The 13,055-nt window shown below is 62.7% G+C and carries 9 protein-coding genes; 6 read left to right on the top strand and 3 right to left on the bottom strand.

Annotation, left to right across the window (positions count from 1 at the left end; all coding sequences use genetic code 11):
- The first annotated feature begins 120 nt into the window (after positions 1–120).
- A complete protein-coding gene (gene glnA / locus M3P27_08750) occupies positions 121–1,533 on the top strand; it encodes a type I glutamate--ammonia ligase (GenBank protein ID MDP9268396.1) in 1,413 nt (470 codons plus the stop codon).
- A gap of 71 nt (positions 1,534–1,604) precedes the next feature.
- On the opposite strand, the gene M3P27_08745 is transcribed toward glnA, so the two are convergent.
- Positions 1,605–2,261 carry a pyridoxamine 5'-phosphate oxidase family protein gene (locus M3P27_08745; protein ID MDP9268395.1) on the bottom strand — a complete coding sequence of 219 codons (657 nt, stop codon included), beginning with the start codon at positions 2,259–2,261 and terminating at the stop codon, positions 1,605–1,607.
- A gap of 100 nt (positions 2,262–2,361) precedes the next feature.
- Between M3P27_08745 and M3P27_08740 the strand changes: the two genes are divergently transcribed.
- A complete protein-coding gene (locus M3P27_08740; protein ID MDP9268394.1) occupies positions 2,362–2,718 on the top strand; it encodes a DUF1428 domain-containing protein in 357 nt (118 codons plus the stop codon).
- A 4-nt stretch (positions 2,719–2,722) separates the two neighbouring features.
- Here M3P27_08740 and M3P27_08735 read toward each other — a convergent pair whose 3' ends face one another.
- Positions 2,723–3,127, bottom strand: coding sequence for a response regulator (locus tag M3P27_08735; GenBank protein MDP9268393.1), 405 nt, complete (start codon positions 3,125–3,127; stop codon positions 2,723–2,725).
- Positions 3,124–6,717: a response regulator gene (locus M3P27_08730; GenBank protein MDP9268392.1), complete on the bottom strand. Its 3,594-nt coding sequence runs from the start codon at positions 6,715–6,717 to the stop codon at positions 3,124–3,126. Before M3P27_08730 ends, M3P27_08735 begins: the two co-directional genes overlap by 4 nt.
- Before the next feature lie 351 nt (positions 6,718–7,068).
- Between M3P27_08730 and M3P27_08725 the strand changes: the two genes are divergently transcribed.
- The 4 genes from M3P27_08725 to mdh all read left to right on the top strand — a co-directional run bounded on the left by M3P27_08725 (position 7,069) and on the right by mdh (position 13,033).
- On the top strand, positions 7,069–7,533 hold the full coding sequence (locus M3P27_08725; protein MDP9268391.1) for a VOC family protein: 465 nt from the start codon (positions 7,069–7,071) through the stop codon (positions 7,531–7,533).
- 67 nt (positions 7,534–7,600) lie between these two features.
- The gene (locus M3P27_08720) at positions 7,601–10,546 is read left to right on the top strand and encodes a hypothetical protein (protein MDP9268390.1); all 2,946 of its coding nucleotides are present in this window, start codon (positions 7,601–7,603) and stop codon (positions 10,544–10,546) included.
- A gap of 52 nt (positions 10,547–10,598) precedes the next feature.
- A complete protein-coding gene (locus tag M3P27_08715) occupies positions 10,599–12,059 on the top strand; it encodes an NADP-dependent isocitrate dehydrogenase (GenBank protein MDP9268389.1) in 1,461 nt (486 codons plus the stop codon).
- A gap of 47 nt (positions 12,060–12,106) precedes the next feature.
- Positions 12,107–13,033, top strand: a complete 927-nt coding sequence (gene mdh / locus M3P27_08710) for a malate dehydrogenase (GenBank protein ID MDP9268388.1) — start codon at positions 12,107–12,109, stop codon at positions 13,031–13,033.
- Positions 13,034–13,055 lie beyond the last annotated feature (22 nt).

Genomic DNA, 13,055 nt, shown 5'->3' with positions numbered 1-13,055 from the left:
TTAGTGGTGAGGCCGCAGCGGCCTACCAGCCAACAATCCATCGGCGCCCGGGAAGGCGACGCAAGCCGCGTTCTCCGGCGTAGAGCTTTTTAACCAAGCCGAACCTTAAAGGAGAGTTTCATGTCCGATCCGAAAGCAGTCATGCAGTTCGTGAAGGACAACGGGGTCAAGCTGCTTGACCTGCGCTTCACCGACCTGCCCGGACTGTGGCACCACGTTTCTTATCCGATCGACCAGTTCAGCGAGGCCTCCTTTGAAGAGGGCTTCGGCATGGACGGTTCTTCGATCCGCGGCTGGGCTGCGATCCATGAGAGTGACATGCTGCTCATGCCCGATCCAGCCTGGTTCATGCTCGATCCTTTTACCGAGGTCTCCACGCTGGTGATGGTCGCCGACGTGATCGATCCGGTGACCAAGCAGCGTTACGACCGCGATCCGCGCTACATCGCCAAGAAGGCGGAGATGTATCTCGCCTCCACCGGACTCGCCGACACGGCATTCTTCGGCGCGGAAGCTGAGTTCTTCATCTTCGATAACGTGCGCTTCGACCAGCGCGAGAACGAGGGCTACTACCACATCGACGCCGACGAAGGCCGCTGGAATTCGGGACGCAAAGAGAACAACCTGGGATATCGGCCACGCTTCAAGGAAGGCTATTTCCCCGTTCCGCCCACCGACCACTACCAGGATCTGCGCAGCGAGATGACGCTGACCATGCAAGCTTGCGGCCTGGAAGTGGAGTGTCATCATCATGAGGTCGCCACCGGCGGCCAGACCGAGATCGACCTGAAGTTCAACCGGCTGGTCCGCTCCGCCGACAACATGATGATCTACAAGTACGTGGTCAGGAACGTGGCCAACCAATACGGCAAGACGGTGACGTTCATGCCCAAGCCGCTCTTCCAGGACAACGGCAGCGGCATGCACACTCACCAGTCGCTGTGGAAGGGTGGTAAGCCGCTCTTCGCTGGCGATGGCTACGCCGGACTCTCGCAGATGGCGCTGTGGTACATCGGCGGACTGATCAAACACGGTCCGGCGCTCGCGGCGATCATCGCGCCCACCACCAACTCGTATAAGCGCCTGGTCCCGGGCTTCGAAGCTCCGGTCAACCTGGCCTACTCGCGGCGCAATCGTTCGGCGGCGTGCCGCATTCCCATGTACTCGGCGAGCCCGAAGGCGAAGCGCGTGGAGTTCCGGCCTCCGGATCCGAGCTGCAATCCGTACATGGCGTTCGCCGCGATGATGATGGCCGGACTCGACGGCATCGAGCACAAGATCGATCCCGGCCAGCCGCTCGATAAGGACATCTACGATCTTGGTCCGGAAGAATTGGCCAAGGTGCCGTCGATGCCCGGCTCGCTCGATTCGGCGCTTGAAGCTCTGGAGAAGGACCACCAGTTCCTGCTCAAGGGCGATGTCTTCACGGAAGAACTTATCCGCACGTACATCGATTACAAGCGCGATAAGGAAGTGAAGGCGGTGGCGTTGCGTCCGCACCCGTTCGAGTTCGCGCTGTACTACGACATCTAGGAGCAGTACTCGGTATTCGGTACCCAGTCCTCGGTCATGGATGGCCCGGTCGCCTCGGCGGCCGGGCTTTTTTAGCCTGACGGGTGAGCGGGGTACCGCTCCGCCAGCTTCTGCCGCAGCGTCCGGTTCTCCTGTTCGAGTTCCTGAAGACGTTTTTCCAGCGGTGCGACCGCTTCCTGGATCTGGTCTTTGGTGTAGCGCGGCGTTATGTGCTGCGGACAGTTCCAGTCGAAAGCCTCGACGTGGATGACAAAGACGCTCTCCGGCTCGGCCTTGTAGTCGGGATGGCGGACACAGGCTAGCAAAGCCTTCGCGGCGTTTGCCTTCGGGCCGTGAAGGTCGAATACTTCAGCGTGTCCCAGGAGCTTGAGGCGGGCCTGCGCGGGGTAGTCGACGAAGATGAGGGCGACGCGGTCGTCGGTCGAAAGGTTTCCCATGCTGATGTACTGCTTGTTGCCGCGGAAGTTGGCGAAGGCGAGCGTGCTGTCGTCGAGCACCTTGATGAATCCGGGCGGGCCGCCGCGGTGCTGCACGTGGGGCCATCCGGTCGAGCCCACGCTGGCGATATAAAAGCTGTCACGCGCGGCGAGGAAGGCCTTTTCGTCCGGACCGAGACGGTCGCGCGACGCTTCCGCCTCGAAGCGCGCGTACTGCCGGCGGCTGCCATGCCGCTCTTGCAAGGCCTTGACCGCCGGAGTGAAGAGGAGGGATCCAAAGTTGTGCGCCATCGTGTGCCTCGCTGAGAGTAAGTGAGACGCGGGCCGGGCTGGTGCGGCCGCAATATATCGCGGCGAGGCACGGCGGGTAGAATGTCGGCGGAGGGTCGACATGGCCTACGTTGATGGTTACGTTCTGCCGGTACCGAAGAAGAAACTTGCTGCCTATCGCCGGATGGCGCAGACGGCGGCGAAGGTGTGGCGCAAGTGCGGCGCGCTCCAGTATCGCGAGTGCGTTGGCGACGACCTGAACCCGAAGATGGGCATGCCGTTCCCGCGAACCGTACGGATGAAGCGCGGCGAAACGGTGGTGTTCGCGTGGGTCGTGTTCAAATCACGCGCGCACCGCGATCGCGTGAATGCCAAGGTGATGAAGGATGCGCGCATCCTGAAGATGATGAAGCAGCCACCGCCGTTCGACTACAAGCGGATGGCCTACGGCGGGTTCAAGACGCTGGTGGAGGCGTAGGCCGTCAGCCAGCGAGCAAGACAGGGACGGCAGGGAGCGCAGGGAGCGCGAGCATGCGGCGCAGCGTGGCCTCGAGCAGGTCAAGGTTGGGCGGTTTGGTGAAGAATTCTTCCGCACCGAGCTGCTTGACCGTCTCACTCATGGCCGGATCCACGCTGCCGCTGAGCACCAAGACGGGGATGTGGCTGGTCTTCGACGAGCTCTTCAGTCTCTTCAGCACGTCGATCCCGCTGCCGGCGGGCATGTTGATATCGAGCAGGATGGCGGACGGGACGGTGCGCACCGCAAGCATGAAAGACTGCATCGCGTCGAAGGCCACGACCACCTCGAGGCCGAACCTGCGCAGCCGCGCCGCCAGCAGCTGGGAGAGCACGCGATCGTCGTCCGCGATCGTGATCGTGAGTTTCATACTGACTCCTTGTCCATCACCGTAGCGAGCAGGGGCCAAAGGGCCGAGATGTCATTCTCCAGAACGTCACAGGCTTCACCGGCGCCGGACAACTGCGCGTCTTGGCTCATGAGCTCGAGGCGCTGGGCGGTTGCTACCGCTGCCGGGGCATAGAAGTTCGACACTGACCCTTTCAGAGCGTGGGCGGCATAGCGGAGTGCCAGCGGATCATGGGATGCGATGGCAGCGCGCAGGGCGCTGAGCAGCTTCGGATACTCGCCGCGAAAGACATCGACCAGTTCGAGCAGCAGGGCGGCATCGTCCTCCACGCTGTGGCGCAGAGCGGCCTTATCGATGATGGCGAGGCGCGTGATGGCGGGAGCCGTGTTTACGGAACCCGTGTTTACGGAACCCGTGTTTGCGGAACCCGTGTTTGCGGAACCCATGAGCGCCGCCGGCAACAGAACGTCTTCGCCCCCAGCCACGATGTTGGTGTTGGGCAGCAGCCCTTCGATCGCGGCGTAAAGCTGTTTTGCTGCGAGCGGCTTGGACAAATAACGATCCATGCCGGCGGCAAGGCAGCGTTCCTGGTCGCCCTTCATGGCGTAGGCGGTGAGGGCGATGATGGGCAGATGCGCGCCCGTGGTTTTTTCCTGCAGGCGGACGGCAGCGGTCGCCTGCAGACCGTCCATCACGGGCATCTGGACATCCATGAGCACGATGTCGAAGGTCTGAGCCGCGAGCGTGGCAAGGGCTTCGCGGCCATTCTCGACGACAACGGCGGTGTGGCCGGCGCGTTGCAACATGCGCAGCGCGACCTTCTGGTTGACGTGATTGTCCTCGGCGAGCAGGATGCGGAGAGGATGTCCGTTCTCGCGCAGGGTGTGGCGGGTGATGAGCGCGGCGGACTCCTCATTCTGCTGCTTCGCGCCCAGGGCCGAAGTGATGGCGGTCAGCAGATCCTTCTGCGTGACCGGCTTGGTAAGGTACGCGGCGACGCCTAGTTCGCGGCAGCGCGTGGCATCGCCGCGGAGGCCGGCGGAGGAGAGCATCATGATGGTGCTGGCTTCGAAATCGGGCGCCTGCCGGATACGCTCGACGAAGGTGAAGCCATCCATCTCGGGCATCTGAGCGTCGACCAGGATCAAGGGAAAGGGCCGGTTGATATTACAGGCGTGGGCGAGGACGGCGAGAGCCCCCGGTCCGCTCTCGACCTCGGTGGGGAGCATGCGCCAGCGCGTGAGGACGTCGTGCAACACGCGACGGTTGGTGGCATTGTCGTCGACCACCAGCACGCGCATGTCGATCAAGTCCACGACGGTGCCGGAAAGCTGCGACTTGCGCGAAGTGACCACCCCGAAGTGGACTGTGAAATGGAAGGTGCTGCCTTTTCCGGCCGCGCTCTCCACCCAGATGCGTCCTCCCATCATCTCGACCAGGCGGGAGGAGATGGTGAGCCCAAGGCCGGTGCCGCCGTACTTGCGGGTCATCGAATTGTCGGCCTGAACGAAGGCGGCAAAGATCTTCTGCTGCTGTTCGGGACCGATACCGATGCCGGTATCGGAAACGCTGAAATGCAAAGTGATGTTCTGCGCGTGCTGAGAGTCGATGACGCACTGCAGCACCACCTCGCCGCGGTCGGTGAACTTGATGGCGTTGCCGACAAGATTCACGATGATCTGGCGCAGGCGCGTAGGGTCGCCGAGGAAGGCGGCCGGGACGTCGAGCGGGATATCGCAGATGAGTTCTAGGCCCTTCTGGTCGGCTCGCCAACCCAGGGTCTTCAGGGTGTCGTCGAGCGAATCGCGAAGGTCGAACTTGATGGCTTCAAAATCGAGCTTGCCGGCCTCGATCTTGGAGAAGTCGAGGACGTCGTTGATGATGCCGAGCAGGGAATCCGCCGAGCTTTTCACCAGGTTCAGGCATTCCAACTGGTCGGCGGTGAGATTCATGTCGAGCAGCAGCTCGGTCATGCCGAGGATGCCGTTCATGGGCGTGCGGATCTCATGGCTCATGTTCGCCAGGAACTCGCTCTTGGCGCGGCTGCCGGCCTCGGCAGCATCCTTGGCGTGCAGTAACTCCTGGGCAGCCTTGAGTCTTTCGGTGACGTCGGCGAGGAGAGCGAGCTCGGCGGGCCGGCCCATGAACTCGAGCGTGTGGCCGGTGACTTCGACGTCGATGATGGTCCCATCTTGCTTGCGATGTTGCCAGGAGGAAGTCGCGCGCAAACCATCGGGACGGTGCTTGAGATTCTCCAGCAGCCGGGGCATGTCGGCGGCGGGGCGGATATCGGCCAGGGTCATGTGTTCGAAGTCCGCTTGCGAATAGCCGTAGTGGGCGACGGCGGCATCGTTGACGGCGAGGAAACCTAGAGTCTCGCGATCAAAGACCCACATCGGACTGGGGCTGGATTCGAAAAGCAGGCGGTAGCGGCGCTCCGATTCAGAAAGCTCGAGTTGGGAACGTTTGCGCTCGCTGATGTCCATCATGACGCCGACCATCCGCACCGCCTTGCCCGAGGGATCGCGCAGCACTTCGCCGCGGTCGAGGATGTGGGCGTAGCTGCCGTCAGCACGGCGAAAGCGGTATTCATCTGACCAGTCGGAAGTAGCCGACTTGATCACAGTGGAGATATCGTGTTCTACGCGCTCGGCGTCTTCCGGGTGGATACGGCTGGTCCAAGACTTGATATCGGGTGCGATCTCGTCCGGAGCGTAGCCAAGCACCCGATAAAGGTTATCGTTCCACCAGACCTTGTTGGTGATGAGGTCCCAGTCCCAGAAAATGTCACTGGAAGCGGCGGCGATGAGCTGGAAGCGGTGCTCGCCATCCGACAGCGCCTCCGTGGAGTGCTTCAACGCCTCTTCTCCCTGTTGCCGCTCATGGACCATTCCCTCGAAGGAGCGCGACAAGTCGCCGATCTCGTCGTTTCGCGTCGTGAGGTTGGGAACCTCTTCGCCGCGGGCGAAGCTCGTCATTGCCGCTTGCAGCCGCTTCAAGCGATCACTGACGCTCCGGGCGATGGCCAGGCCTAAGACGGCAGAAAGGGTCGCGCAAATGAGGCTCACTGCGCCAAGGATCCAGATGAGGGACAGCGATGCGGCACGAAGCTCCTGGTAGACCGGGGAATGCTCGAGGATGACTGCGCCCTTGATCTCGTTGTCCTGCCCGCGAATGGGGACCACCACGAGGTCTATCGGTTCGGGATGAAATTCGGCATGCACCTCGATGAAATCTCGGGGCTTTCCGTCCCGAAGGGTCAGCCGCACCGCATCCCCGACATCTCCAGAGTGAAAGGTCTGGCCCAGTTCGTGCGCGTTCGAATCAGCGAGAATCCTGGAGTCGAGGTCGACCACCGTTATATCGCGGCTTTGAAACAGGTGGAACGCGGCGATGCGCTTCTGAAGCTCTACTGGGTCGTGCAGTATCGAGGTGGAGGACCCCTCCGGGTTCATGATCGAGCGAGCGATCCCAGCCGAGACGCGGTGCGCCTCCTGGGCGGCGGCGGTCGACGTAAGGTCCAGTTGGTACAGGATGGCAAAGATCCCCACAACCGCGATCAGAGCAGAACTAGCGAAGGAGCCGACAAGGAGCCGCTTGCGGATCGTCATGCTGCCTCCGGTAGATTTATTGGGGGCGCGAGTCTTGCGTGCATAAGAACGAGGCTGCACAGCAGAGAGATACCGGCATGCCTACACGGCACCAGCAGCGCCCGGAAGAGCCCGTCACGTCGTGGATGATGTGTACTATGCATGTTGGTTGTGAGTGCCGTCCTTGCTCCTGCTTTCCTAGTGAGGAGCGAAGACGCTATAGATGTTCTGTTCCAAGAGTTACACGCCGGACACGTGGTTCCGGCGTGAAAGGTGCAGAATGGGTCAGGCGCGTCCCGAATCGGGACGGCGCGCATGGTTCACGGCGACGGTGCAGTGATAGAGGGTCGTTGTTGGCTTAAGGAGAGAAACATGGCCGTGAAATACCAGCCGGAGGGTTACCACAGCGTGACGCCGTACCTGATCATCAAGGGCGCGGCGGCGGCGCTCGACTTCTACAAGCGCGCGTTCGGCGCCGAGGTGATCGTGCGCATGGACGACAAAGACAAGGTGGGACACGCGGAGATCAAGATCGGCGACTCGGTGGTGATGCTGGCGGACGAGTATCCCGAGATGGGCCATAAGAGCCCCGCAACGCTGGGGGATAGCCCGGTGCAACTGCTGGTGTACGTGCCCAATGTGGACGCGGCATTCGAGCAAGCGATCAAGGCGGGAGCGAAGGTGAAGCGTCCGGTGGCCGACCAGTTCTATGGCGACCGTATGGGCGGCCTGGTGGATCCGTTCGGCCATCTCTGGTACCTGGCAACGCACGTGGAAGACGTGTCGCCGGAAGAGATGAAGCGGCGCATGGCCAAGGCGACGGAAGCAAAGAAGTAGCCAGCCGCGTAAACCAACTTCGTAGACCACGCTCGCTCCGGCCTCAGCCCCGTGTTAGGTTCTTGCCGTGGCGAGCACGGCCAAAATCCCGTTCCGTGATCCGTCCGTAGCCGGCAAGAACCTGGAGCGGATCCGCGAGCGTCTGCCGGCGGCGGCCTATGACGCGCTGCCCAACCTGCTCGCCGATTCCATCGATCCAGATTCCGCTCTGAATCTGCTCGAACGCCTGTGCAGCACTGCCGAAGAGCCGGCGCTGCGGCTGTTCGCGCGCAATCAGGTATTACTGCACTACGCGGTCGAGCTCTTCGCCCACTCGCAGTTCCTGGGCGAGACCTTGATCCAGAACACCGACCTGCTGCACACGCTGGCCCGGGAGAAGAACCTGGACCGCTCGCATGGACGCGAAGACTATCGCGAGCACTTTGCGCGTTTTGCCTCGCGCTCGCTCGAGACCGACACATCGCCGCTGCTCGCCCGCTTCAAGAAGCGCGAGTACGTGCGCATCGTGCTGCGCGACGTGCTGGGCATCGCCACGCTGGCGGAGGTGACGGCGGAGATATCCGCGCTCTCCGACGTGCTGATCGAAGAGGCATTACGCTCCGCCGAGGCGGGCCTGCATAAGCGGCACGGGGCGCCGCAGCGGCTGGACGGCCAGGGACGCGCGGTCGCGGTGCCTTTCGCGGTGCTCTCACTGGGAAAACTCGGCGGGAATGAGCTGAACTACAGCTCAGACATCGACCTGCTCTATCTTTTTGGGGATGGTGAAGCTGGCGAAGCGCGAGAGATATCGAACCGCGAATACTTCATCCGACTGGCCCAGCAGGTAACGGAGATCCTGGGCAGGGTGACGGCGGAAGGCCAGGTCTTCCGCATCGATCTGCGGCTGCGGCCGCAAGGCAGGGAAGGCGAGCCGGCGGTGGCGCTCTCGCACGCGCAGCATTATTACGCGGAGCGCGCGCACAATTGGGAGCTGCAGGCGCTGATCAAGGTGCGCCATTCGGCGGGAGATTTGGCACTGGCGCGCGAGTTCATCCGTGGGGTGCAAGCGCACGTGTATACCGAGAACGTGAACTTCTCGGCCATTGAGACGGCACTGAACACGCGCGACAAGATATCGAACCAGCGCCGGCAGGCGGTGGCCAGCGGACGTGAGAGCGCGAGTGTGGATGTGAAGCTGGATCGCGGCGGCATCCGCGACATCGAGTTTCTGGTGCAGTGCTTGCAGCGCGTCTACGGCGGCAAGGAGCGCTGGCTGCGCTCCGGCGGCACGCTGTTCTCGCTGCAGAAGCTGCACGACAAGCAGCACCTCAGCGGCAAGGACTTCCACGAGCTTACGGTCGCGTACGAATTCCTGCGCAAGCTGGAGCATCGTTTGCAGCTGCGGCGGGGGCAGCAAGTACATCGGCTACCGGAATCGCAAGACGAGTTGCGGGTAGTGGCGCGGTCATTGAGTGGCGAAAAGACGAGTGGCGAAGAGACGACCGCCGAAGGCTTTCGCGAGGTGGTCGGACAGCGCATGGCGGCGGTGGCGGAGATCTACCAGCGCATCATCCACAGCCAGCAGCAGCAGAAAGACCGCGACCGCGAGGCGGATTTCCGCCTGGCCGCGACCATCGAATCGAGTGGCGATCAGTCTTACCAGCAACTGCTGGAGCGATTGGCGGCGGATTCTCCCGCTCTCTATGAGATTGCCGCCCGTCGCGAGCTGCCCAGCCACACACGCCGCAATCTGCATCGCTTCCTGAGCTCCGCCTTCACCGGGTCGGAACGGTATGCCGCCGTCTTGCACGAACCGCAAGCGGTGGAACGGGCGCTGCGCCTGTTCGGCGCAAGCGACTTTCTCACCGAGATATTGATCCGCCATCCGGAGGAGATCGCAACGCTGGCGGCGATCCGCAGTGACGAACGTCCGACGGAAGGACAGGGGAGCGATGAACCGGCGAGCGAGGGTTCGCTGTTCGCGGGGCAAGCCATGCCGCGCGCGATGCCGACCGACCCGGTATTTGACTATCTGGCGAACGCACGGCTCTCACACTCGGAGCGGCTGGCACTGTTGCGCCAGCATTATCGGCATCGCGTGTTCGCGGCCGCGTCGCGGGATGTGATGGAACTGCGCGTGGTCTACGAGTCGCTGGCGGAGATGACGCGAGCGGCGGATGAAGCGGTGCACACGGCGGTGGCTATCGCCGGCGCGCCTTCGGGATTCGCCGTGGTCGCGCTCGGAAGGCTGGGAACGGAAGAGTTCGACGTGGCCTCCGATGCCGACTTGCTCTTTCTGCATGACAACCGCACCGACAAGAAGGCGGCCGCACGCGCGGCCGAGCAAACCATGGAAGCGCTGGCTTCGTACACGCGCGAAGGGACGGTATTCGCGGTGGATCCGCGGCTGCGTCCACGCGGCGCGGAGGGCGAGCTGGTGGGCACTCCCAAGGCGCTGGCGCAATACTTTGCCGGCGAAGCGCACGCGTGGGAAGCGTTGACCTACACCAAGCTGCGCTTCGTGGCGGGCAACGAAGCGCTGGCGGAGCAGGCGATCGCCGCGGTGGAGCGGAGCTTGCAGCGCTTCTCCGCGGATCGGGCGTTGGCGGAGGAGGTACGCACGATGCGCGCCAAGCTGGAGAAATCTGACAACGCCGGCAACTTCAAGGTGGCGGCGGGCGGGTTCTACGACATCGACTTCATCGCCAGCTACCTGCTGGTGCGACACGGGCTGAGCGAAACGCGGGGGAATATCCGGGAGCGGCTTTACGGGCTGGCCGAGCGGCGCCTGCTCTCGGACGCAGATTGTGCCACGCTCGACGCTTCCGCCGAGCTGCTGCGCACGCTCGAGCACGTGGTGCGGCTGGTGCTGGGCCGGGCGCGGAAGTCGCTGCCGGTGGTGGAGCACGCACGCGAAGTGACGGAGCGCCTGACCGCGAGGATCTTAGGACGGCAGTTCGCGAACGGTCTGGAGCAAGAGCTGGCACATTCGGCGATGCAGGTGCGATCGGTGTACGAGCGCGTGGTGCGGTAAAGGGCAAGCATGACCCCTGCACAGATATAATCGAGGGTTTCGGAGACTCATTATGTCGGATTCATACAACGGTGTCCCGCTGCCGGCGGACGGCGCCGCCATCGGCTACAGCCAGGGACGCTTCCACGTCCCGGATAATCCCATCATCCCGTTCATCGAGGGTGACGGCACGGGGCGCGATATCTGGAAAGCCTCACGGCGTGTGTTCGATGCTGCGGTCGAGAGGGCCTACGGGGGCAAGCGGCGCGTGGCGTGGTACGAGGTGTTTGCGGGCGAGAAAGCATTCACCAAGTTCAAGACGTGGCTGCCGGACGAGACGGTGGACGCCATCCGCGAGCTGCGCGTCGCCATTAAAGGGCCGCTGACCACGCCGGTGGGCGGCGGCATCCGCTCGCTCAACGTCACGCTGCGGCAGACGCTCGACCTTTATAGCTGTATTCGCCCGGTGCGCTACTACCAGGGCGTGCCTTCGCCGGTGAAACATCCGGAGCGGATGAACATCGTCATCTTCCGCGAGAACACGGAAGACGTTTACGCCGGCATCGAGTGGAAGCAGGGAACGCCGGAGGCGAAGAAGATCATCGCCTTCATCAACGACGACATGCTGAAAGGTACGAAGAAACGCATCCGCGAGGATTCGGGGGTGGGCATCAAGCCGATCTCGGTCACGGGGACGAAGCGGCTGATGCGGATGGCGATCCAGTATGCGCTCGTGAACCACCGCAAGTCCGTCACCATCATGCATAAAGGGAATATCCAGAAGTTCACCGAGGGTGCGTTCCGCGAGTGGGCCTACGAGCTGGCGACCGAGGAGTTTCGCGATAAGGTCATCACCGAGCGCGAGAGCTGGATCGTCGATAACAAAGACCGCAACGCCGCGCTCACGGTGGAACAGAACGCGGCGTTGGTCGAGCCTGGCCTCGAATTCGCGCCCGAAGATTTCCGCAAGCAGATCCATGCGGAAGTGAAGACCGTGCTCGACGCCATCTATGCCACGCACGGCAAGGGCGCGTGGAAGCAGAAGCTGATGGTCAACGACCGCATCGCCGACTCCATCTTCCAGCAAGTGATCACCCGGCCGGAGGAGTATTCCGTGCTGGCGACGCCGAACCTGAATGGCGATTACATCTCGGACGCGTGCGCGGCACAGGTCGGCGGCCTCGGCATCGCGCCGGGAGCGAACGTGGGCGACCAGCATGCCGTCTTCGAGGCCACGCACGGCACGGCGCCGAAATATGCGGACAAAGACGTGATCAACCCGGGATCGGTCATCCTCTCGGGCGTGATGATGTTCGACTTCCTGGAGTGGAAGGAAGCGGCGCGGCTGATCGAGCACGCGATGGAGCGCGCCATCCAGCAGAAGATAGTGACCTACGATTTCGAACGCCTGATGGAAGGCGCGAAGAAGGTGAAGACCAGCGAGTTCGCCGACGCCATCATCCGTAACATGGAGACCATCGGGCCGCACGCAGCGGCGGAAGAGATCGTGCAACTGCATCCGGAGCGGGCTTAGCGGTTTATCTGCAGACTTTATTCACGTGATCAGGAGAGGACTCGTACATGCGAAAGAAAGTCACCATCGTGGGATCGGGCAACGTGGGCGCGACGGCCGCGCACTGGATCGCGTCGAAAGAACTGGCGGACGTGGTGCTGATCGACATCGTGGAAGGCGTGCCGCAAGGCAAGGCGCTCGACCTGCTCGAGGCCATGCCCATCGAGGAGCGCGACTCGCACATCGTCGGGACCAATGATTATGCGGACACCGCGAACTCCGACATCGTGGTCATCACCGCCGGCATCCCGCGCAAGCCGGGCATGAGCCGCGACGACCTGCTCAACACCAACTACAAGATCATGCAAGATGTGGTCGGGAAAGTGGTGGCGAACTCGCCCAACTGCATCCTCATCGTCGTCTCGAACCCGCTGGACGCGATGGCGCAGGCCGCCTACAAGATCAGCAAGTTCAACCGCGAACGCGTGATTGGCATGGCCGGCGTGCTCGACTCGGCGCGCTTCCGGACGTTCATTGCCGAGGAACTAAAAGTCTCGGTGGAGAACGTGACCGCGTTCGTGCTCGGCGGACACGGCGACACCATGGTGCCGCTGGCGCGGTACTCGACCGTGGCCGGCATCCCCGTGACCGAGTTGATAGAGAAAGCCACGCTCGACCGCCTGATCCAGCGCACGCGCGATGGCGGCGCTGAGATCGTGAAATATCTGAAGACCGGCTCGGCGTACTACGCGCCGTCGGCAGCCGTCACCGAGATGGTGGAGGCGATCCTCAAGGACAAGAAGAAGATCCTACCGTGCGCCGCGTACCTCGAGGGTGAGTACGGGATCAAAGGACTGTTCGTCGGCGTGCCGTGCAAGCTGGGGGCAGGGGGCCTGGAGCAGATCATCCAGATCAAGCTGACGGCGGAAGAGCAGGCCGCGCTACAGAAGAGTGCGGACTCGGTGAAGGAACTGGTCGGAGTGATCGGGCTGTAGTGTTGGGGGTGAGATCCTTCGG

Source organism: Acidobacteriota bacterium (assembly GCA_030774055.1).
In the GTDB taxonomy this organism is placed as follows: domain Bacteria; phylum Acidobacteriota; class Terriglobia; order Terriglobales; family Acidobacteriaceae; genus JACPNR01.
The sequence above is the reverse complement of the archived record's forward strand: the minus strand, read 5'-3'. Positions and strand labels throughout refer to the sequence as shown.

Bases quoted from the DNA above. Each gene is read 5' to 3' on its own strand.
- M3P27_08735 (MDP9268393.1), bottom strand. From the start codon at position 3,127: ATGAAACTCACGATCACGATCGCGGACGACGATCGCGTGCTCTCCCAG.
- M3P27_08715 (MDP9268389.1), top strand. From the start codon at position 10,599: ATGTCGGATTCATACAACGGTGTCCCGCTGCCGGCGGACGGCGCCGCC.
- M3P27_08725 (MDP9268391.1), top strand. From the start codon at position 7,069: ATGGCCGTGAAATACCAGCCGGAGGGTTACCACAGCGTGACGCCGTAC.
- M3P27_08730 (MDP9268392.1), bottom strand. From the start codon at position 6,717: ATGACGATCCGCAAGCGGCTCCTTGTCGGCTCCTTCGCTAGTTCTGCT.
- M3P27_08740 (MDP9268394.1), top strand. From the start codon at position 2,362: ATGGCCTACGTTGATGGTTACGTTCTGCCGGTACCGAAGAAGAAACTT.
- glnA (MDP9268396.1), top strand. From the start codon at position 121: ATGTCCGATCCGAAAGCAGTCATGCAGTTCGTGAAGGACAACGGGGTC.
- mdh (MDP9268388.1), top strand. From the start codon at position 12,107: ATGCGAAAGAAAGTCACCATCGTGGGATCGGGCAACGTGGGCGCGACG.
- M3P27_08745 (MDP9268395.1), bottom strand. From the start codon at position 2,261: ATGGCGCACAACTTTGGATCCCTCCTCTTCACTCCGGCGGTCAAGGCC.